Below are 20,859 nucleotides of genomic sequence, written 5' to 3' on the forward strand. Positions count from 1 at the left end.
ACGGCGGCGGCGGGACGCGGGCCGTGCCGGGCCCGCGCTCACCCCTCCAGCGGTGCCGGTCCGTCCGACTCGTCCTTGAGCGCCACCCCGGTCAGGCCCAGCTCCCGCGCCCTGGCCATCAGCGCCGCCAGCTTCGCCGCCGCGGCCTCGTACGACAGGCCCAGCGGAGGGCGGATGTTGGAGAGGCAGTTGCGGTCGGCGTCCGTCGTCACCCCCGGGACGGGCCGGTAGGTCAGGTACGCGCCGAGGGAGTCCGCCGCGGACATCCCGGGGCGTTCGCCGACCAGGACGACGGCCGTCGCGGCGCCCATGGTGTGGGCGATGTCGTCGCCGAGGGCCACACGGGCCTGTTCGGCCAGGACGACCGGGGCGATCCGCCAGCCCGCCAGCCGGGCCGCCGTCGCCCGCAGCACCGCCGCCGCGTGGTCGTGCACCGCCCGGCTGGAGAGCCCGTCGGCGACGACGAAGACCACGTCCCAGGGGCCGGCCGGGAGGTGGGCACGGTCCGTGGGGTCGAGGCGGCGCCCCAGGTCGGGACGCTGGAGGTAGGTGAGCCGGTCACCGGCCGCGCTGCGGACCCGTACCGTCGGCACACCGGTCAGCGCGGCGGCGACCAGGTCCGGTTGGAACGGCGAGTGCACGGCGTCCCGGGCCGCCGCGTGGGCGGCCTGGAGGCCGAGGCGGTGGCGGGTGGGGAGGGCGGAGCCGGAGCGGCCGAGGCCGATCCTGGCCTGGGTGTGCCGGCGCAGCAGCGGCCACAGTTCGTCGGATCCGAGGGTCGTCGGCTCGGTCATGCGACCAGTTCCCTTCCGATGGCCGTCAGCGGATGGCCGCTGACCTCGCGCAGGCCGCCGTTCTCGTCCAGCAGGCCGATCGACGCCAGCCACGCCTCGAACTCGGGCGCCGGGCGCAGGCCGAGCACCTCACGCAGGTAGAGCGCGTCGTGGTAGGAGGCGGACTGGTAGTTGAGCATGATGTCGTCGCCGCCCGGGGTGCAGATCACGAAGGAGGCGCCGGCCACGCCCAGCATGGTGAGCATCGTCGCGATGTCGTCGTCGTCCGCGTCGGCGTGGTTGGTGTAGCAGATGTCCAGGCCCATGGGCAGGCCGAGGAGTTTGCCGCAGAAGTGGTCCTCCAGGGCGGCGCGCAGGATCTGACGGCCGTCGTAGAGGTACTCCGGGCCGATGAAGCCGACGACGGTGTTGACGAGGAGCGGGTCGTAGCGGCGGGCGACCGCGTACGCCCGTGCCTCCACCGTCTGCTGGTCGACGCCGTGGTGCGCGCCGGCCGACAGGGCGCTGCCCTGGCCGGTCTCGAAGTACATGGCGTTGTCGCCGACCGTGCCCCGGCGGAGGGACCGTGCCGCCTCGTACGCCTCGTCGAGCAGGCCCAGCGTCACGCCGAAGGAGGCGTTCGCGGCCTGGGTGCCCGCGATGGACTGGAAGACCAGGTCCACCGGGGCGCCGCGCTCCATCAGGTCCACGCTCGTCGTGACATGGCACAGGACGCAGGACTGGGTGGGGATGGCGTGGCGGCTGATCACGCCGTCCAGGAGGTCCAGCAGGTCGCGGACGGCGCGCGGGCTGTCGGTGGCCGGGTTGATGCCGATCACCGCGTCTCCGGAGCCGAGCAGCAGGCCGTCGAGGAGGGCGGCGGCGACGCCGGCCGGGTCGTCGGTGGGGTGGTTGGGCTGGAGGCGGGTGGCGATCCGGCCGGGCAGGCCGATGGTGGAGCGGAAGGCGGTGACGACCCGGACCTTGCGGGCGACGGCCACCAGGTCGGCGTTGCCCATCAGTTTGGACACCGCCGCGACCATCTCCGGGGTGAGGCCGGGGGCGAGGGCGGCGAGCGCGGCCGGGTCCGCCGCCTCCGACAGCAGCCACTCGCGGAACTCGCCGACCGTCAGCCCGGCGACCGGCGCGAACGCGACGGGGTCATGGGTGTCCACGATCAGCCGGGTCACGTCGTCGTCCTCGTACGGGATCACCGGCTCGGCGAGGAACCGGGTGAGCGGTACCTCGGCCAGCGCCCAGCGGGCCGCGACCCGCTCCTGGGCGGAGGCGGCGGCGAGTCCGGCCAGCCGGTCGCCGGAGCGTTCCGGGCTCGCGGCGGCCAGCAGCCGGGCGAGCGAGGCGAACCGGTGGCGGTGGCCGCCGAGGGTGGCGCTGTACGTGCTCATGGCGGCGACCGTACGAGGGGCGTGTTGCCGCCAGATTTCTAAAGGTCTGGTTGACAAACATTTAACGCACCGAGACCCTTGGCCGACTCATTCGGACTACAGAGTTCCCGTCCAGTACCGCACCGGATCACCAGGAGAGGGGCCATCCCGATGGCAGTGGACGAGGGAGTCGCCCCGGCGGCGAACACCAGCGAGGACAACGCCGTTCACCGGCTCAAGCCCAACGCCATCGGCCTGCTGGGCGTGGTCTTCATGGCCGTCGCGACGGCCGCGCCGATCACCGCGATGACCGGCAACGTGCCCTTCATGGTCTCGTCGGGCAATGGCATCGGCGCCCCGGCCAGCTATCTGGTCGCAATGGTCGTCCTGGCAATCTTTTCCGTCGGCTTCACGTCGATGGCCAAGCACATCACCTCCACCGGCGCCTTCTACGGCTTCATCTCCTACGGCCTCGGCCGCACCGTCGGCCTCGCCTCCGGCCTCCTCGCGACCTTCGCGTACGTCGTCTTCGAACCGGCCCTGATCGGCATCTTCTCGGTCTTCGCCAACACCACGCTCAAGGACCAGACCGGCCTCGACATCCCCTGGTGGGCCTTCGCGATCCTGATGCTCGCCATCAACGCGACCGGCACCTGGTTCGGGGTCTCGGTCGCCGAGAAGCTCCTCGTCGTGCTCCTCGGCACCGAGGTCACCGTCCTCGCCGCGATGGCGATCTCCGTCGCCCTGCACGGCGGCGGCCCGCACGGCTTCACCTTCGGGCCGGTCAACCCGGTCAACGCCTTCCAGGGCACGTCCGCCGGTCTCGGGCTCTTCTTCGCCTTCTGGTCGTGGGTCGGTTTCGAGTCGACGGCGATGTACGGCGAGGAGTCCCGCGACCCGAAGAAGATCATCCCCAAGGCGACGATGATCTCGGTCCTCGGCGTCGGCGTCTTCTACGTCTTCGTCTCCTGGATGGCCATCATCGGCAACGGCGAGGCGGAGGCGGTGAAGGCGGCCTCCTCCGCGAACCCGCTCGCCCTCTTCTTCAACCCGACCGAGCACTACGTCGGCCACTGGGCGGTCGTCGTGATGCAGTGGCTGATGATCACCGGCTCGCTGGCCTGCGGCATGGCCTTCCACAACTGCGCCGCCCGCTACATGTACGCGCTGGGCCGCGAGGGCGTCCTGCCGAAGCTCCAGAACACGATCGGCCGCACGCACGCCGACCACGGCTCCCCGCACATCGCGGGCCTGGTGCAGACGGCGATCTCCGCCGTCCTGATCGCCGCGTTCTGGGTCGCGGGCAAGGACCCGTACAACGCCCTCTACGTCCTGCTCGCCATCCTCGGCACCATGGCGATCCTGGTCGTGCAGGCGGTCTGCTCCTTCGCGGTCCTCGTCTACTTCCGCAAGAACCACCCCGAGAGCCGGCACTGGTTCAAGACCTTCACCGCCCCGCTGATCGGCGGGGTCGCGATGCTCGCCGTGGTCGTCCTGCTGGTGTCCAACATGGGCGTCGCGGCCGGCGCGGAGTCCGGGTCGCTGCTGCTGAAGGCGACCCCCTGGCTGGTGGCCCTGGTCGCCGCGACCGGCATCGGCTACGCCCAGTACCTCAAGCACCGCGCCCCCGAGCGGTACGCGCTGCTGGGACGGACGGTGCTGGAGGAGACCAAGGAACGGTAGGGACGGGTGGGGCGGGCCGAGCCGGTCCGCCCCCGAGGCGGGGTCAGTCCGTGCCGAAGAGGCGGTCGCGGTGCAGGCGCCAGCGTTCCATCATCTCGACGATCTCCCCGTCCACGAACTCGAAGAACGCGAGCGTCTCGGCCATCCGCCGACCCGCCGGGGTCTCGGGGCCGAGACTCGCCACGCCCTCGCGCAGCGCGCCCTCCCACCGCTTGATCACGGCCTCCCGGTTGGTGAGGGCCTCGTACCACTGGTTGCTGTGCACCCGGTACCGCTCCCGCCGCGAGCCCGGTTCCCGCTCCCGCGCGACCATGTGCTGCTGGGCGAGGTAGCGCACCCCGCCGGACACCGCCGCCGGGCTGACCTGGAGCTGCTCCCCCAGTTCGGCCGAGGTCAGGGTGCCCGAGTCGGAGGACAGCAGAGCCGCGAAGATCCGGGCCGGCATGCGCTGCATCCCGGCCTCGACGAGCTGCGCCGCGAAGCTCTCCACGAACTTCGAGACCGCCTCCTGGTCGCGCCCCGCCGCATCCGTAGTCATGGTCACCACCCTATCGAGGCTTCACTTCGTTTCTACGCTTCCTTAACTTCACAATCTTCTGAAGAAAGCGTACGTTCTGAAGCATGACGAAGGCAATCACGGTCGCCGGGCTCCACAAGTCCTTCGGCCGCACCCAGGCCCTGGACGGCCTCGACCTGGACGTCGAGGCCGGTGAGGTGCACGGCTTCCTCGGCCCCAACGGCGCCGGCAAGTCCACGACCATCCGGGTCCTGCTCGGCCTGCTGCGCGCCGACTCGGGCGCCGCGCAGATCCTGGGCCGCGACCCCTGGACGGACGCCGTGGAGGTGCACCGCCGGATCGCCTACGTCCCCGGGGACGTGACCCTGTGGCGCAACCTCTCCGGCGGCGAGGTCATCGACCTCTACGGCCGGCTGCGCGGGGGCCTGGACCCCGCCCGGCGCGCCGACCTGATCGACCGGTTCGAACTGGACCCCACCAAGAAGGGCCGCACCTACAGCAAGGGCAACCGCCAGAAGGTCGCCCTGGTCGCCGCCTTCGCCTCCGACGTGGACCTGCTGATCCTCGACGAACCGACCTCCGGCCTCGACCCCCTCATGGAGGAGGTCTTCCAGCGCTGCGTGGAGGAGGAGCGCGACCGGGGCCGTACGGTCCTGCTCTCCTCGCACATCCTCAGCGAGGTGGAGGAGCTCTGCGACCGGGTCAGCATCATCCGCGCCGGCCGCACGGTCGAGTCCGGTTCGCTCGCCGACCTGCGCCACCTCACCCGCACCAGCGTGAGCGCCGAACTCGCCGGTCCGCCCAACGGCCTTGCCCGCCTGCCCGGCGTCCACGACCTCGACGTCCAGGGCCACCGGATCCGCCTCCAGGTCGACACCGACCAGCTCACCGCCGTACTCCGCTCGCTGTCCGAGACCGGCGTGCGCTCCCTCACCTCCACGCCCCCGACCCTGGAGGAACTCTTCCTGCGCCACTACCAGGAGGACGCGACCGGGCAGGTGGCGGCCCGATGACCACCCTCTCCGGCCTCACGGGCACCGGCACCCTGCTGCGGTTCGCCCTGCGCCGGGACCGCGTGACCACCCCGGTGTGGATCGCGGTGAACACGCTGATGGTCCTCTCCATGCCGAACACCCTGAAGGGCCTGTACGGCACCGACGCCGAACGCGCCGACCTGCTGCGGCAGGTGGACACCAACGCCTCCTTCCGCGCCCTGATCGGCCCGCTCTTCGACACCTCGCTCGGCGGTCTGACGGCCTGGCGGGTGGGCGTGTACGCCGGGCTGCTCGCGGCCGTGACCAGCCTGCTCGTCGTCGTACGGCACACCCGTGACGAGGAGGAGACCGGCCGCGCGGAGCTGCTGGCCTCGGGTGCGGTGGGCCGCCGGGCGTCGCTGACGGCGGCCCTGCTGGCGGCGGCCGTGGCGAACGGGGTCCTGGCCCTGCTGGTCGCCGCCGGACTGGCCGGGCAGGGCGCGGCCGGGGCGCTCGCCCTCGGGCTCGGCCTCGGCGCCGTCGGCATGGTCTTCGCCACGATGGCGGCGATCGTGGCGCAACTGACCGAGAGCGCGCGGCTGGCGCGCGGGCTCACCTCGGGGGTCCTGGGCGCGGCGTTCGTACTGCGCGCGGCGGGCGACTCGGCGAAGACGGACGGTTCCTCCCTGTGGACGTGGCTGTCGCCGCTGGGCTGGCTGGAGAACCTGCGCCCATTCGCCGCCGAACGCTGGTGGGTGTTCGCGCTGTTCGGCGCGGCGGTGCTGCTGCAGGCGGGTGTGGCGTACCTGCTGGCCGGGCGCCGGGACCTCGGCATGAGCTTCTTCCCCGCCCGGCCCGGCCCGGCCGCCGGCCGCCTCGGCTCCGCCGCCGCGCTCGCCTGGCGGCTCCAGCGGGGCGGGGTGCTCGGCTGGTCGCTCGGCTTCTTCCTGGCGGGCGTGGTCTACGGCGGTCTGACGGACGGCGCCGCCGACCTGGTCGGCGACAACGCGAGCGCCCGCGAGATCTTCGAGCGGATGGGCGGCCGGAGCGGGCTGACCGACGCGTTCCTCGCCTCGATGGTCGGCATGCTGGGCCTGATCGCCGCGCTGTACGTGGTGGCGTCGGTCCTGCGGCTGCACGGCGAGGAGACCTCCGGGCGTGCCGAACCCCTGCTGGCCTGCGCGGTGAGCCGCCTGCGCTGGGCGGCCGGCCATCTCGCCGTCGCCTTCGGCGGCGCGGCCCTGATCATGCTCCTCGCGGGCCTGGGCTTCGCCGTCGGCTACGGCAAGGAGGTGGGCCCGATCCTCGCCGCCTGCCTGGTGCAGCTCCCCGCGGTATGGGTGATCGGCGGGGTGGCCGTCCTGCTGTACGGCCTGACGCCCCGGTTCGCCCCGGCGGCCTGGGCGGTGGCCGTGGCGGTCCTGCTGATCGGCTGGGTGGGCCCGGCCCTCGACGCCCCCGCCTCGTCCTGGACCTCTCCCCCTTCGGCCACCTCCCGAAGCTGCCGGGCGGCGGCATGGAGTGGGGGCCGGTGTCGGCCCTGCTGGGGCTGGCGACGGTCCTGACGGGCGTGGGTCTGGCGGGGCTGCGGAGGCGGGACCTGACGGTGTGACGGGCGGGCGGCGCCCCCCTCCGGGGGGTGCAACCGTTCGACGGACTGTCGTGTCTTCCCTTCCGTCAGTGGCATGCGCGCGGCGGACGACGGGGGTTACCAGATGGTGGGGCACGCGGCGGAGCCGGAGCCCGGGCCGTCCGACGGTGACAGGCGGCGGCGCATCCGCAGGGCGACCATGACCGGCGCCGCGCTGACCGGACTCGTGGTCGGCGGGTCGGTCGCCCTCCAGGGACTTCTCGCCCATTTCCCCTGGTGGTTCTTCGCGCCGATCGCCGGCGCGTCGGTGGGCCTCGTCACCTGGGCAGGAGGCCGGATCGCCCGCGAGAGCCAGGTCCGTGCGGAGACGCTCGAACCCGACGAGGACGTGCTCGGGACCTACACCGTGAAACCGTCGTTCGCCCCGCCTCGCGCGCCCACGACCTACGAGAGCCCCGCCTACCAACTGCGCGTCACCTCCCGCCACCTCCAGCTCTGGCAGCAGGCGAACCTGTTGTGGACCTACCCCTGGAGCGGCCTGCGGCTGGTCACCGACGGGCCGCTGCTGCGGATCTTCCACCAGGGCCAGGAGGCCGGGGTCCTCACGCTGGAGCGCCCGGGCGAGGTCGAGGAGGTCCGGCGTGAGGCCCGCCGCCTAGGGGCGTCCTGACACCACCGGCAGCCCCTCCAGACCACGGATCACGAAGTTCGGTTTCCGCTTCGGCTCCGCCGCCAGCTCCAGCGTGGGGGCCCGTTCCAGCAGGGCCTGCATGGAGGCGGCCAGTTCGATCCGGGCGAGCGGCGCGCCGATGCAGTAGTGGATGCCGGCGCTGAAGGAGATGTGCGGGTTGTCGCGGCGGGTGAGGTCGAGGCGGTCGGGGTCCTGGAAGACGGCCGGGTCGTGGTTGGCGGAGCCGAAGAGCATGGCGATCTCGGCGCCGCGGGGAATCGTCGTCCCGTCGATCTCGATCTCGTCGAGCACCCAGCGTTCGAAGAGCTGGAGCGGGGTGTCGTAGCGCATCAGCTCCTCGATCGCGGTGGGGATCAGGGAGTGGTCGGCGCGCAGGGCGGCGAGCTGGGCGGGGTTGCGGAAGAGGGCGTACCAGCCGCCCACCGTGGCGTTGACGGTGGCCTCGTGGCCGGCGTTGAGGAGCAGGACGGCGGTGGAGATCATCTCCTGCTCGGTGAGCCGGTCGTCCTCGTCGTGCGCGGCGATGAGCCCGGAGATCAGGTCGTCGCCGGGGTGCCTGCGCCGCTCGGCGATCAGCCCGCGCAGGTAGTCGGAGAACTCGGTGCTCGCGCGCACCGCCCTGGCCGCCGTGTCCTCGGACGGGTTCAGCTCGTACATCCCGCAGATCTCCGCCGACCAGGGCCGCAGCGGCGCCCGGTCCGCCTCCGGGATGCCCAGCATCTCGGCGATGACGGCGACCGGGAGCGGTTCGGCGACGTCGGTGAGCAGGTCGCCGCCGCCCTTCTCGACCAGCTCGTCGACGAGTTCTCCGGCGAGCCGGGTGACGTACGGCCTGAGCCGCTCGACCGTGCGCGGGGTGAACGCCTTCGACACCAGGCGGCGGATCCGGGTGTGGTCCGGCGGTTCGAGGTCGAGCATGCCGTGGTCGTTGAGGGTGTGGAACGGCTCGTGCTCCGGCGGGGGCGCGGTCCGCCCGAAGTCCTCGTGCGTGAACCGGTGCTGGTACGTCCGCCCGAGGCGCCGGTCCCGCAGCAGCGCCGAGACATCGGCGTGGTGCGGGACCAGCCACTGCTGCGTGGGCTCGAAGTACCGCACCCGGCCCCGGGCGCGAAGCTCGGCGTAGGAGGGGTACGGGTCGGCGAGGAAGTCCGGGTCCCAGGGGTCGAAGGCTGCCATGGACGGACGTTAGACCGACGGTCCCCCTCCTGACCAGGGGTGTCTCAGGAGGGCGGGGTTCGGCCAGCGGGCGTTGAGGTGCGCGGCCGGCGGGTCGAGGCAGGCGGCGAGGTCGCCGGTCCAGGCGATGACCGGGCCCTCGGGCAGATAGCCGGCGTGCGGCGGTCGAGGCGCGGGGGCGGGGGGTTGCCGACGCGTATGGGGTTTTCGATATGCCGGCGATACGGTCGGGCTCGTAGCCTGCCGTCATGCGTGTGCTGATTGTCGAGGACGAGCCCTACCTGGCAGAGGCCATCCGCACCGGCCTGCGCCTGGAGGCGATCGCCGCCGACATCGCGGGGGACGGCGACACGGCCCTGGAACTGCTGGGCGTCAACTCCTACGACATCGCGGTCCTCGACCGGGACATCCCCGGGCCCTCCGGGGACGAGATCGCCGCCCGCATCGTGGCCTCCGGCAGCGGCATGCCGATCCTCATGCTCACCGCGGCCGACCGGATCGACGACAAGGCCTCGGGCTTCGGACTGGGTGCCGACGACTACCTCACGAAACCCTTCGAGCTGCGGGAACTCGCGCTCAGGCTCCGGGCGCTGGACCGCCGGCGGGCCCACAACAGGCCCCCCGTGCGGGAGATCGCGGGTCTGCGCCTGGACACGTTCCGCCGAGAGGTCCACCGGGACGGCCGCTATGTCGCGCTGACCAGGAAGCAGTTCGCGGTGCTGGAGGTCCTCGTCGCCGCCGAGGGCGGAGTCGTCAGCGCCGAGGAACTCCTGGAGCGCGCCTGGGACGAGAACGCCGACCCGTTCACCAACGCCGTCCGCATCACCGTCTCGGCGCTGCGCAAACGGCTCGGCGAACCCTGGCTGATCGCCACGGTGCCGGGCGTCGGCTACCGCATCGTCAGGACATGAAGCCGCGGCTCGACGCGGGCTGCGGGTGGCTCTCGGTCTGCTGCCAGTCGCCCTGGCCGAGGACGACCTCGGGGTCGAACATCACGATCGCCGCCGCCAGGACCAGGGCCGCCACCGGGCCGGCCAGCATGACCAGCAGGAAGGCCAGCAGGCTCGTCGAGGACTGGCCGCCCGACTGCATCTGGGCCACGTGCACGCTCACCGCGGCCATCCCGGTGTAGTGCATGGTCGACACGGCCGCGCCCATCACCAGGCCGGCCCCGACGGTCGCCCACACCGTTCTGATCGACACGGCCGCCCAGAGCGCGGCGGTCGCGGCGACCACGGCGATCACCACGGAGAGGACGACGACCGTGGTGTCGTAGCGCACGGTGCCGGCGGTGTGCACCGCCGTCATGCCGAGGTAGTGCATCGCCGCCACCCCGAGACCGGTGAGGACGCCCGCGGTGCCCAGGGTGGCGGGGCCCGAACCCCGGTAGCCGACCAGGAAGACGCCGCCCGCGACCACCGCGATGGCGACGAAGAGGCTCAGCAGCGTCCGGCCGGTGTCGTAGCTCACCAGGGCGCCGTCGACGCTGAAGCCGATCATCGCGATGAAGTGCATCGTCCAGATGCCGCAGCCCAGGGAGACCGCCCCCAGGGTGAGCCAGCCCAGCCTTCGCTCGCCGCGCCGCCGGTCCATCGAACGGGTCGTGCAGCGCAGGGCCAGCACGGAACCCAGGAACGCCATCAGATAGGCGGCTATCGGGGTGATCAGGCCATAGTGGAACTCGGACACGTCAGCAGTCATCGCGGCAACTTTCTTCACGCGAAACGGGGACGAAAGCAACGCCCGCCGGGGAAGCGGGCGCGAGGGGACGGGGGTGAGACGAAGGAGAGCTGTAGCAGAAGGAAAGGGGAGTTAACGGGCGGCCGAAACAAGCCATGTGGCCGATTCCTTCACCATTCAAACACAACTTGAGCGCACTGTGTCCACACCTGTACCGCTCGCGACCGAATCGCAATATCGACCGTGCTGACGGCATGTGCCCTATCCGGGCGTCACCAGCCGTGCCTCGTAGGCGAACACCGCCGCCTGGGTGCGGTCCCTGAGGCCGAGTTTCACCAGGATCCGGCTGACATGGGTCTTGATCGTCGACTCGGCCACCACCAGGCGCTCGGCCATCTCCGCGTTGGAGAGACCCTGGGCGATCAGGATCAGGACCTCCGTCTCGCGGTCGGTGAGGTCCCCGTAGGCCGCGTGCGCCGTGGGCATCAGCCGGGGCGTGCCGGAGAGTTTGGAGAACTCCGTGATCAGGCGCCGGGTGACCGAGGGGGCCAGGAGCGCCTCGCCCGCCGCCACCACCCGCACCCCGTCCGCGAGCTGGCGGGCCGAGGCGTCCTTGAGGAGGAAACCGGAGGCTCCCGCGCGCAGCGCCTGGTAGACGTACTCGTCGAGGTCGAAGGTGGTGAGCACCAGCACCTTCGCCGCGCTGTCCGCGGCCACGATCTCCCGGGTCGCCTCGATGCCGTTCACCTCGGGCATGCGGATGTCCATCAGGACGACATCGGGGGCCAGTTCACGCACCCGGTCCACCGCCTCACGGCCGTTGACCGCCTCGCCGACCACCTCGATGTCCGGCATCGCGTTCAGCAGGACCGAGAAGCCCTCGCGCACCATCATCTGGTCGTCGGCGATCAGTACCCGGATCGTCATGCGTCACCTTCGGTGCGGGCGGCGACGGGAAGGAACACCGTCACCTCGTAGCCTCCCTCGGGCGTCGGGGCCGCCGTCATCTCGCCGTTCAGCATCGAGACCCGCTCGCGCATCCCCGTGATGCCGTGACCGGCGCCGGGCGACGGTTTGAGCAGGGCGGGCCGGGGCGGGGCGTCGTTGAGCATGCGCAGGCCCAGACCGCCGAGGACATAGCCGATCTCCACCCGGGCGGACGCCCCCGGCGCGTGGCGCAGGGTGTTGCTCAGCGTCTCCTGGACGATCCGGTACGCCGACAGCTCCACGCCCTGCGGGAGTTCACGGACCGCGCCGGTCACCACCTTCTCCACGGTCAGGCCCGCCTCCCGCACATTGGCGAGCAGGGCGTCCAGCTCGGCGAGGGTGGGCTGCGGGGCGTCCGGGGCCTCGTAGCCCTCGGCGCGGACCACACCCAGCACCCGGCGCAGCTCGGTGAGCGCGGCCACCGCGTTCTCCCGGATGGTGACGAACGCCTTCTCCAGCTCCGGCGGCGGGTTCTCGACGCGGTAGGGGGCCGCCTCCGCCTGGATCGCCACCACCGACATGTGGTGGGCCACCACATCGTGCAGCTCCCGGGCGATCGTCGTGCGCTCCTCCAGGAGGGTGCGCTTCGAACGCTCCTGCGCGGTCTCCGTCTGCTGGGCGGTCACCGTCTCCTCCGCCTCCCGGCGGATCTGCCGCACGGAGACGGTCAGCAGGACTATCGCGGAGACGACCGTCATCGGGCCGACGTTGTCGCTGTAGTGGCCCCCGCCGAACGCCGACACGGCCAGGAAGCCGTAGAGCGCGGTGATCGCCCACATCCAGGCCGCCGTGCGCGGGCGGGTACGGACGGCGACTACCGTGAGCACCACCAGGTGGGAGATGAAGTTGCCCGACGCCCAGGGCCAGTCGCCCCAGCCGCTGCCCAGCAGGTTCCCGACCCAGGCAGCGACCAGGGACAGCCAGAAGGCGGCCACGGGACGCGCCAGCGTCAGCAGGACGGGGGCCAGCGCGAACAGGCCGGACAGCAGGGCCGTGAACTCCCCCCGCGGGCTGTCCGTGGCGGCGGCCAGCAGCGCCACCCCGCCGGCCGCGGCCACCACGAGATGCGGGGCCCAGACCGCGTACTCCCGCAGCCGGCCGGGGAACCGGCGGACGAACCGGCTGTCGGCGCTCAGCGGGGGCAACGGGCGGTAGGCGAAGGCGTCGTGGAACAGGTCCTGCCGCAGCCTGCCCAGGGCGTCCAGCGCGGCCCGGAACTCCGGGCTGCGCGGCTTGTACGGCTCGAACGCGCCGTCCGGCTGCTCCGGCGGCATCGGCTGCGTGTGGGTCGTCTCGGTCACGTACACGACCGTAGGCGGAGGCGGGGGTCGCCGTCGTCACCAGTGAGAAGGGTCCTCCGGCATCCCTCTCAGGTACTACGGGGCCGAGCCGGAGGGCCGGACCAGACCCGACTCGTACGCGAACACCGCCGCCTGGGTGCGGTCCCGCAGGCCCAGCTTCACCAGGATCCGGCCCACATGCGTCTTCACGGTCTGCTCGGCGACGACCAGCCGCTCGGCGATCTCCGCGTTCGACAGGCCCTGGGCGATCAGCGCGAGGACCTCCGTCTCGCGCTCGGTCAGATCGGCGACACGGGACTTCAGGGGGGCGCGCACCCCGCCCCCGTCCAGCTGCGAGAACTGGGCGATCAGCCGCCGGGTGACCCCGGGCGCGAGCAGCGCGTCCCCGGCCGCCACCACCCGCACCGCCTCGGCCAGGTTGTCCGCGGACGCGTCCTTGAGCAGGAACCCGGACGCACCGGCCCGCAGCGCCTCGTACACGTACTCGTCGAGGTCGAAGGTGGTCAGCACCAGCACCTTGATGTGCGGGCGCTCGCCGACGATGCGGCGGGTGGCCTCGATACCGCCCAGTTCGGGCATGCGGATGTCCATGAGGACGACGTCCGGGGTGAGTTCGGCCACCTGGACCACCGCGTCCAGCCCGTCCACCGCCTGGCCGACCACCTCGATACCGGGCTGGGCGTTGAGCAGCACGGTGAAACCCTGCCGGACCATCTGCTGGTCGTCGGCGATGACCACCCGGATGGGGCTGCTGCCACTGCTGCTGCTGCTCGTCATGCGCGGTCGTCCTTCGGATCGGGGTGATGGGCCGGCTTCGCGTCGGGGCGATGGGTCGGCTTCGGGCCGGGGCGACGGGCCGGGGGGACAGGCCGACTGTGGGTGGTGCCGGCGGCGGGACCGGCGGCCGGGAGCTCCGCGAAGACCCGGTAGCCGCCGTCCGCGCCGGGTCCCGCCGTCAGCGAACCGCCGAGCATCGTGGTCCGCTCCCGCATGCCGAGCAGTCCGTGCCCGGCGCCCGGCGACGGCGGCGCGGGCCGGGCCGGCCGGGAGTTGGCGACGGACACCAGCAGCCCGTAGGGGATGTACTCGATCTCGACATGGGCGGTGGCACCCGGCGCGTGCCGCAGGACGTTGCTCAGCGCCTCCTGCACGATCCGGTACGCCGACAGCTCCACGCCCGACTGCATCGGGCGCCGCTCGCCGTTGATCCGGACGGTGACCGTCAGACCGGCCGCCCTGGTGTTCTCGACCAGCGCGTCCAGCCGGTCCAGGGTGGGCTGCGGGCTGTGCGGGCCGGTGCCGGTGTCGTCGGGCGCGTCCGCGTCGGGGCCCTCCGAGCGCAGCACGCCCAGCACTCTGCGCAGTTCGGTCAGCGCCTCCAGCGCGTTGTGCCGGATGCCGTCGAGGTTCTCCCGGAGTTCGTCCGAGGGGTTGTCCACAAGGTGTGGAGCGACCTGGGCCTGGATCGAGATGACCGACATGTGGTGCGCGACCACGTCGTGCAGCTCGCGGGCGATCCGGCTGCGCTCCTCCAGCAGGGTGCGCCGGGCCCGCTCCTCCTCGGTGAGCGAGGCCTGCCGGCCGAGTTCGGCGCGCGCCTCGCGGCGGCCGCGCAGCGCCGTGCCGAGCGCCACGACGATCCCCGACAGGACGACGGTGAGCACCGAGGTGGACTGGTGCGGCGGTGCACCCCAGACCCCGTCGAAAACCCAGGTGAGCAGCGCGGTCAGGGCCAGTGCCTCGACGGCCGCCCGGGCGCGGACCCGCAGCGCGAGCAGCAGCAGGACCAGCAGATGCGCGATGATCCCGGCCACGGTCCAGGGCCAGGTGAAGAAGACCCCCTTGACCATGCCCAGCCGGCCGTGCAGCGCGAGGGCGCCCACCAGCGTGGCCGCCATCGACATCCACCACGCCGGGACGGGCCGCCACATCGCGAGGACCACGGCGCTGCCCTGCGCCGACCCGAGCAGGAAGGCGAGGCCGAGGCCCAGATGCCCGTTGTCCTGCAGCTGCGCGATACCGCCGACCGTGATGCCGAACGCCGCCAGGCACAGCACGCCGTGCGGCAGCCAGCGCAGCCATACGGAGGGGGGCAGCGGGTCGAGGCGGGTGGTGCACAGGTCGTCGCGGAGCATCCGCAGCCAGCGCAGCACCCGCCCGGTCCACTCCGCCCGGCGGCTCCCCGTGTCCGTCCCCGTCCCCGTCCCCGTCCCTGTCACAGCGATCAGCCTAGACATGACGGACTCCTGCCGGTGTCGCCCGATCGGACGAGGTGGAGGAGGAGATGGGGGTGGGGGTGGAGGTGGGGGTGGGGGTGGGCGTGGAGGTGGAGGAGCTGGACGAGGCGACGGAGGTGGATGGGTCGGGCGAGGCGGAGGAGCGGTGGGTGCGGATGACGTGCGAGCGGGGGCGGGGGCGGTGGGGGCCGTGCCGGGTGCCGGGGCGCTCGTACGGGTGGAACGCCGCCCAGCAGACGGTGAGCGTCAGGGCGAACACCGGGAGCCAGAGCAGGCGGGCCGCGACCCAGCCGAGGTGGTCGGGGGGTGTGTGGAGGCCGGGCAGGTGCCCGAGCAGGAGGCCGGTGGCCGTGGTCGCCATCAGGGCGGTCTGGTGCCAGAGGAAGATCGTCATCGCGGAGAGGTTCACGAAGGCCACCGCCGTCCAGAGCAGGGGGCGGCGCATCGCACGGCGCAGCCGGTCCCGCAGGAGCAGGGCGAGGCCGCACTGGGCCAGGCCGAAGGTGACGGCGGCCAGGGTGGGCGGGTTGAGGTTGGAGACGGACGCGCCCGGGACGCCGACCATCGCGGCCGGGTAGCCCGCGAAAGCCACGAGCCCGGCCGTCACCGCCGTACCGCCGACGAGCAGCACCCAGCCCGCGCGCGGGCGGTCCAGTTCGCCGCGGGTCCAGGCGGCGCCGAGGGTGTACGGCACCAGCCAGCCCGCCGCGAGGTTCACCCAGCCGAGGCCGGGCGGGGCGCCGAAGCCGAAACGGAGCAGGTCCACATGGAGGACGACGGCCAGCGGCCACAGCGGGTTGAGCCGGGAGACCAGCGGGGTCGCCGCCGTCAGCGCCGCGAACACCACGAGGAACCAGAGGGGGGACAGGGCGAGTTTGGCGAGGGTGTGCACGGTGGCGAAGTCGGTGCCGGAGAGGAGAAGGGCGGCGGTCGCGACCGTCCACAGGGTGAGGAGGGCGGCCACCGGTTTGAAGAGACGGGCCAGCCGGGTCGTCAGCCAGCGGTGGTACGGGGTGCCCTTCGCCTGCGCGGACGTGTAGCTGCGGGTGGCGACCTGGCCGCCGACCAGGAAGAACACCGCCAGGGTCTGGAACGCCCAGGAGATCGGGGCCAGTCCGGGCAGGTGCTGCAGGGGGCTGCTGGTGCGCAGGTCGCCGCCGTCCGCCACCAGCGCCGTCACCAGCCAGTGGCCCAGGACCACACCGAGGATGGCGAACGCGCGCAGGGCGTCGACGGCACGGTCGCGGTCGGGTGGGGTGGTGGCGTCGAGGCGGAGGGCGAGGCGCCGTGCCCGGTCGGGGAAGTGGCGGACGCGGTGGGGGAGGTGGCGGACGTGGTGGGGGAAGTGGCGTACGCGGTGGGGGAGGTGAAGGGGTGGTGGCTTACGCACGGGTGACCTCCGTTGTCTCGCCGAGGACGATCCGGGCGAGGTTGGCCAGGGAGGCCGAGCCCGGGGTGAAGTAGTCGCTGTGGCCGCCGGGGCCCGCCGCGAAGACGCGGGCGCCGAAGGAGGGGGAGACGGGGTCGGTGCCGAAGCCGACGGTGGTACCGAAGAGGCCGAGGCGCAGATGCGGGACGTCGGCGATCCAGTCGCCGGCGCCGCGGGCCGCCCAGACGCGGGCCGAGGTGTGCAGCGCCGCGGCCGAGTCGGCGCCGGTGCCGGTGCCGGGGCTGCCGACGAACGCGATGTCGGTGACGCCGAGACCGGAGAGGGCGGGCGCGGCCCGGGCGCAGACGACCGTGCCGTAGGAGTGGCAGAGGAGGGAGACCGCCGCCGGACCGGGGGCGGTGAGGGTGCGGAGTTCGCGGATGAACTCGCGCAGGTGCGGGGCGGCTTGGTCGGCCCGGCCCGGGGTGAGGACGGTGGTGCTGATGGTGGCGGGGGTCCGGTAGCCGAGCCAGGCGACGACCGCGGTGGGGGTGGTCCTGGGGGCCTCGCGGGTGAGACGCCGGTAGAGGGACTCCGCCGCGGTGTGGAAGCGGGCGTAGGTGTCGAGGGTGGTGTCCGAGCCGGGGACGAGGACGGCGACGCGGGTGGCGTGCGCCAGGTCGCCGAGGACCTCGGTGGCCTGGCCGGTGCCGCGCGCGTCGAAGTGGAGGAGGTGGCGGGTGGGGGACGCGAGGGTGCGGTCGGCAGCGGCGCGGGAGCGGTCGCCGTGGGCGGCGGCCATGCGGGCGGCTTCGGCGGCGTTCTCGCGGTTGGCCGTGTAGGCGGTGGTGAGGGTGGCCGGGGTGAGGGGGGTGGAGAGGGCGGCGGGGGGTGGGGCGGGGATCTGGGGGCGGGTGGCCGCGGAGAGGGGGAGGACCACGGCGGCGGTGAGGAGGGCGGCGAGGGCGGTACGGCGGAGTCTGCGCGGGAGGCGGCGAGTTGGGGGTGGGAGTGGGGGTGCGCTTGCCGGTACTGGGTCAGCAAGGTCGGTTGCGCTGAGGTCCGGGGTTTCGCTCACCCGCGCTTGCGGGGTGCCTCCCCCACTCTCGGCTTCGCTCGAGCGGGGGGACCCCCATCGCCCACCCGTGCCGCCCCAGCGGCACGATTGCCCGCAGCTCAGAAGTCGGCTGCGAGGCCGACCCCGGACGCCGCGCTCCTGCTCGCGCTCCCGCTCCCCCGTCTCCCCCGCCATCCGTCCGCCCCCCGTTCAGTCCGCCCGGCTGTCGGGCTTGTCTGATCGGGAAGTTACGGAGCGAGGGGCGTCGTCCGCGTCACGCCAGGGAACTCATGTGGGAGGTAGCTCTCAGGTACTACGGGTATCCCCGGGTCGGGGTCACCAGGCGAGCTGGGCGATCTCCTCCGCCGCCACCGCGCAGGCGTCGGCCGCGGGGTCGATGAGCGGGAAGTGGCCGACGTCCTCCAGCAGCGTCAGGCCGACCACCTCGCCCGCCTTCGCCGCCGCGTCCGCGTAGGACTCGGCGACCGCCTGCGGGACGACCAGGTCCGAGCGGCCCTGGACCAGGGTGGTGGCGATGCCGGTCGGGAGGAGCAGCGCGGGGTCGGCGTAGCACTGGCGGTCGGTGAAGTGGTCGTTGCCGCCGAGGAGTTGGAGTGAGGCGTTGCCGCAGACGTCCAGCTTCTCGGCCATCGCGAAGTCCGCGATCGGGGCCAGGGCGACGACGCCGCGCAGCGGAGCCGGGCCGGAGGTGCGCCATGCGGCGTCCGCCGGGAGGACGTGCCGCGCCGCCGCCCAGAGCGCCAGGTGGCCGCCCGCCGAGTGGCCGGTGAGGACCGTACGGCGCAGGTCGGCCTGGGGCAGTGCCTCGCGGGCCAGGGCCGGCAGGGCGTCCAGGGCTGCGGCCACGTCGTCGAAGGTGTCCGGCCAGCGGCCGGCGACCGGTGCCGTACCGCCCTGCGCGGGCAGCTTGGCGCCGCGCCGGTACTCGACGTTGGCCACCGCGAAGCCGCGCCGGGCCAGGTAGTCGGCGAAGGGGGTGATGTGGGCGCGGTCGTACGGCGCGCGCCACGCGCCGCCGTGCAGGACCACGACGAGCGGGGCCGAGGGCTCGTCGCCGCGCGGGGCGTAGAAGTCGATCACCTGGTCGGGGTGGTCGCCGTACGCGGCCGTGGCGTCGGGCTCGACCTGCGGGTGCGAGAAGGCCGACTCCTCCTCTGCGGCGGCCCGGGCTGCTGCGGCGTCCTCCGGCATGCTCCAACCTCTCAGCGACGTAATGGTGTTGGCGGACCAGGTGGGGAATTCGGCCGTTGGCCGGGACGGTATCAGGCCCGTGACGTGCGGCGACACGTGGATGTCACGCACGGTGAGGATTGAACGGTTCTGTACCGTCCCGGCCCCCGCACCGAGATCACCAAGTCGTCATATCGCTACTCGACGACCGATCCCGCCGCCTCTCCCGCCACCTCCCCCAGTACCCGCGCCGCCCGCTCCACGTCCGCGAAACCGACGTAGAGCGGAGTGAAGCCGAAGCGGAGGACGTCGGGGTGCCGGAAGTCCCCGACCACGCCCCGCTCGATCAGCCGGCGCATCACGTCCCCGGCGTCGGGGCAGCGCAGCGCGATCTGGCTGCCGCGCTCCTCGTGCGCCACCGGGGTCACGCACTCCACGCGGCCCGCCGGCAGGTACGCCTCGACGCACTCCAGGAAGAAGTCCGTCAGGGCCAGGGACTTGGCGCGTACGGCGGCCACCGGCACCCCGTCCCAGACCTCCAGCGCCGCCTCCAGGGCCAGCATGGAGAGGATGTCCGGGGTGCCGACGCGACCGCGCACCGCGCCCGCGGCCGGTTCGTACTCCGGCCGCATCCCGAAGGGCTCCGTGTGCGAGTTCCAGCCGGGGAGCGGGGAGTCGAAACGGTCCTGCAGGCCGCTGCGGACGTACAGGTACGCGGGTGAACCCGGGCCGCCGTTCAGGTACTTGTAGGTGCAGCCGACCGCCAGGTCCACCCCGTGCTCGTCGAGGCCGACGGGCAGCGCGCCCGCGCTGTGGCACAGGTCCCAGACGGAGACGGCGCCGGCCGCGCGGACCGCGCCGGTGAGGGCGGGGAGATCGTGCAGCCGGCCCGTGCGGTAGTCGACGTGGTTGAGCAGCACGGCGGCGGTGCGGTCGCCCAGGGCGGCGGGCACCTCCGCCGGGGTGACCGGTCGTAGCACGCACCCCGTCATCCGGGCCGCCGAGTCGGCGATGTAACCGTCGGTGGGGAAGGTGGTCGCGTCGACGAGGATCTCGTCGCGGCCCTCCCCCGCGAGCCGTACCGCGCCCACCAGCGCCTTGAAGACGTTGACACTGGTGGAGTCGCCCACGACGATCTGCCCGGCCGCCGCGCCGACCAGCGGGGCGATCCGGTCGCCGATCCGCTCCGGCGCCGTCCACCAGCCGCTCTCGTCCCAGGAGCGGATGCGCAGCTCGCCCCACTGCCGGCGCACGACGTCCTCGACCCGGCCGGGGACGTGCGCGGGCAGGGCGCCCAGTGAGTTGCCGTCGAGGTACACAACGTCGTCGAGGACGAAGCGGGAGCGGAGCGCGGCGAGTTCGTCCGCGCCGTCCAGCTTCTGCGCCCTCAGGGTCGGCTCAGACATGGGACCTCGCCGTCCACAGCTCGGGGAACACGTTCTTGCGGGCGCGCTTCTCCAGCCAGGCGACCCCGGCCGAGCCGCCGGTGCCGGGCTTGGCGCCCATGGCGCGGCGGGTGGCGACCAGGTGGTCGTTGCGCCAGCGCCAGACGAGTTCGGCCACGTCGGTCAGCGCCTCGCCGAGGCGGGCGAGTCCGGTGTCGCCGTCGCCGGAGTAGACGGCGGTCCAGGCGGCCTCGACGGCGTCGGAAGGTGTATAGGGCAGTGAAATGTCACGTTCCACCGTCACCGCGTCCGGGATCGGATACCCCCGCCGCGCCAGCAGCCGCACCACCTCGTCGTACAGGCTCGGCTGCTGCAGCGCCTTCTCCAGTTCGGCGTACACGCGCGGTGCCCCGCGGTGCGGGACGAGCATGGACGCGGACTTCTCGCCGAGCAGGAACTCCATCCGCCGGTACATCGCCGACTGGAAGCCGGAGCCCTCGCCGAGCGCGGACCGGTAGGAGTTGAACTGGGCGGGGGTGAGCTGGCCGAGCGGCTTCCAGGAGGCGTTCAGCGCCTCCAGCTCGCGGGTGGAACGCTTCAGCGCGGCGATCGCGGTGGGGATGTCGTCGGCGCGCAGCGCGGCCCCGGCGGTCTCCCACTCGTGGACGATGACGGTGAACCACAGCTCCATGACCTGGGTGGTGACCAGGAAGACCATCTCTCCGGGGTCGTCGGAGAGGGTGTGCTGGAGGTGGGTGAGCACGTCGGCCTTGACGTAGTCCTCGTACGGTGTCGTGCCGGCGAAGTCGAGATGCGGGGTCTCGGGCTCGTTCGTTGCGAGAGCCTCGTGGGACATCGCTGT

The 20,859-nt window shown here is 72.7% G+C and carries 18 protein-coding genes and 1 pseudogene; 5 read left to right on the forward strand and 14 right to left on the reverse strand.

Annotated features, from left to right (window positions below; translation table 11 throughout):
* Positions 1-38: 38 nt before the first annotated feature.
* The gene (gene eutC / locus ACGFZS_RS07625) at positions 39-794 is read right to left on the reverse strand and encodes an ethanolamine ammonia-lyase subunit EutC (RefSeq protein ID WP_393794315.1); all 756 of its coding nucleotides are present in this window, start codon (positions 792-794) and stop codon (positions 39-41) included.
* Positions 791-2,179 carry an ethanolamine ammonia-lyase subunit EutB gene (locus ACGFZS_RS07630; RefSeq protein ID WP_393794316.1) on the reverse strand — a complete coding sequence of 463 codons (1,389 nt, stop codon included), beginning with the start codon at positions 2,177-2,179 and terminating at the stop codon, positions 791-793. Before ACGFZS_RS07630 ends, eutC begins: the two co-directional genes overlap by 4 nt.
* Before the next feature lie 150 nt (positions 2,180-2,329).
* On the opposite strand from ACGFZS_RS07630, the gene ACGFZS_RS07635 reads away from it, so the two are divergent.
* Positions 2,330-3,841: an APC family permease gene (locus ACGFZS_RS07635; protein ID WP_393794317.1), complete on the forward strand. Its 1,512-nt coding sequence runs from the start codon at positions 2,330-2,332 to the stop codon at positions 3,839-3,841.
* A 43-nt stretch (positions 3,842-3,884) separates the two neighbouring features.
* Here ACGFZS_RS07635 and ACGFZS_RS07640 read toward each other — a convergent pair whose 3' ends face one another.
* Complete coding sequence (locus ACGFZS_RS07640; RefSeq protein WP_393660178.1) at positions 3,885-4,379, reverse strand: GbsR/MarR family transcriptional regulator; 495 nt, start codon at positions 4,377-4,379, stop codon at positions 3,885-3,887.
* Positions 4,380-4,462: 83 nt separating this feature from the next.
* Here ACGFZS_RS07640 and ACGFZS_RS07645 point away from each other — a divergent pair, with 83 nt between their 5' ends.
* The 3 genes and pseudogenes from ACGFZS_RS07645 to ACGFZS_RS07655 all read left to right on the forward strand — a co-directional run bounded on the left by ACGFZS_RS07645 (position 4,463) and on the right by ACGFZS_RS07655 (position 7,593).
* Positions 4,463-5,371: an ATP-binding cassette domain-containing protein gene (locus ACGFZS_RS07645; RefSeq protein WP_393794318.1), complete on the forward strand. Its 909-nt coding sequence runs from the start codon at positions 4,463-4,465 to the stop codon at positions 5,369-5,371.
* Positions 5,368-6,944 (forward strand): annotated as a pseudogene (locus ACGFZS_RS07650) (ABC transporter permease). The gene ACGFZS_RS07645 and the pseudogene ACGFZS_RS07650 overlap by 4 nt, the downstream one beginning before the upstream one ends.
* Positions 6,945-7,017: 73 nt before the next feature.
* A complete protein-coding gene (locus ACGFZS_RS07655; RefSeq protein WP_393794319.1) occupies positions 7,018-7,593 on the forward strand; it encodes a hypothetical protein in 576 nt (191 codons plus the stop codon).
* Here the strand turns inward: ACGFZS_RS07655 and ACGFZS_RS07660 are convergent.
* A complete protein-coding gene (locus tag ACGFZS_RS07660) occupies positions 7,579-8,790 on the reverse strand; it encodes a cytochrome P450 (protein ID WP_393794320.1) in 1,212 nt (403 codons plus the stop codon). The two genes, ACGFZS_RS07655 and ACGFZS_RS07660, sit on opposite strands and share 15 nt — an antisense overlap.
* A 248-nt stretch (positions 8,791-9,038) precedes the next feature.
* Here ACGFZS_RS07660 and vanR-Sc point away from each other — a divergent pair, with 248 nt between their 5' ends.
* Positions 9,039-9,701, forward strand: a complete 663-nt coding sequence (vanR-Sc, locus tag ACGFZS_RS07665; RefSeq protein ID WP_359206323.1) for a VanSc-type vancomycin resistance response regulator transcription factor VanR — start codon at positions 9,039-9,041, stop codon at positions 9,699-9,701.
* Here the strand turns inward: vanR-Sc and ACGFZS_RS07670 are convergent.
* The 10 genes from ACGFZS_RS07670 to ACGFZS_RS07715 form a co-directional block, all read right to left on the reverse strand.
* Positions 9,691-10,491 (reverse strand): MHYT domain-containing protein, encoded by an 801-nt coding sequence (locus ACGFZS_RS07670; RefSeq protein WP_393794321.1) that lies wholly within the window; start codon positions 10,489-10,491, stop codon positions 9,691-9,693. The two genes, vanR-Sc and ACGFZS_RS07670, sit on opposite strands and share 11 nt — an antisense overlap.
* A 240-nt stretch (positions 10,492-10,731) precedes the next feature.
* Positions 10,732-11,397 carry a response regulator transcription factor gene (locus ACGFZS_RS07675; protein ID WP_355712749.1) on the reverse strand — a complete coding sequence of 222 codons (666 nt, stop codon included), beginning with the start codon at positions 11,395-11,397 and terminating at the stop codon, positions 10,732-10,734.
* Positions 11,394-12,758: a sensor histidine kinase gene (locus ACGFZS_RS07680; protein WP_393794322.1), complete on the reverse strand. Its 1,365-nt coding sequence runs from the start codon at positions 12,756-12,758 to the stop codon at positions 11,394-11,396. The genes ACGFZS_RS07675 and ACGFZS_RS07680 overlap by 4 nt, the downstream gene beginning before the upstream one ends.
* A gap of 75 nt (positions 12,759-12,833) precedes the next feature.
* Complete coding sequence (locus ACGFZS_RS07685; RefSeq protein WP_393794323.1) at positions 12,834-13,535, reverse strand: response regulator; 702 nt, start codon at positions 13,533-13,535, stop codon at positions 12,834-12,836.
* Positions 13,532-14,995, reverse strand: a complete 1,464-nt coding sequence (locus ACGFZS_RS07690; RefSeq protein WP_393794324.1) for a sensor histidine kinase — start codon at positions 14,993-14,995, stop codon at positions 13,532-13,534. The genes ACGFZS_RS07685 and ACGFZS_RS07690 overlap by 4 nt, the downstream gene beginning before the upstream one ends.
* Complete coding sequence (locus ACGFZS_RS07695; protein WP_393794325.1) at positions 14,988-16,385, reverse strand: acyltransferase; 1,398 nt, start codon at positions 16,383-16,385, stop codon at positions 14,988-14,990. The genes ACGFZS_RS07690 and ACGFZS_RS07695 overlap by 8 nt, the downstream gene beginning before the upstream one ends.
* Positions 16,378-17,304 carry an alpha/beta hydrolase gene (locus ACGFZS_RS07700; RefSeq protein ID WP_393794326.1) on the reverse strand — a complete coding sequence of 309 codons (927 nt, stop codon included), beginning with the start codon at positions 17,302-17,304 and terminating at the stop codon, positions 16,378-16,380. The genes ACGFZS_RS07695 and ACGFZS_RS07700 overlap by 8 nt, the downstream gene beginning before the upstream one ends.
* A gap of 453 nt (positions 17,305-17,757) precedes the next feature.
* Positions 17,758-18,633, reverse strand: coding sequence for an alpha/beta hydrolase (locus ACGFZS_RS07705; RefSeq protein ID WP_393794327.1), 876 nt, complete (start codon positions 18,631-18,633; stop codon positions 17,758-17,760).
* Positions 18,634-18,809: 176 nt separating this feature from the next.
* Complete coding sequence (kynU, locus tag ACGFZS_RS07710) at positions 18,810-20,018, reverse strand: kynureninase (RefSeq protein ID WP_393794328.1); 1,209 nt, start codon at positions 20,016-20,018, stop codon at positions 18,810-18,812.
* A complete protein-coding gene (locus ACGFZS_RS07715) occupies positions 20,011-20,853 on the reverse strand; it encodes a tryptophan 2,3-dioxygenase family protein (protein WP_393794329.1) in 843 nt (280 codons plus the stop codon). The genes kynU and ACGFZS_RS07715 overlap by 8 nt, the downstream gene beginning before the upstream one ends.
* Between the last annotated feature and the right edge of the window lie 6 nt (positions 20,854-20,859).

Origin of the sequence: Streptomyces sp. NPDC048288 (genome assembly GCF_043201555.1) — a bacterium.
Lineage (GTDB): Bacteria > Actinomycetota > Actinomycetes > Streptomycetales > Streptomycetaceae > Streptomyces.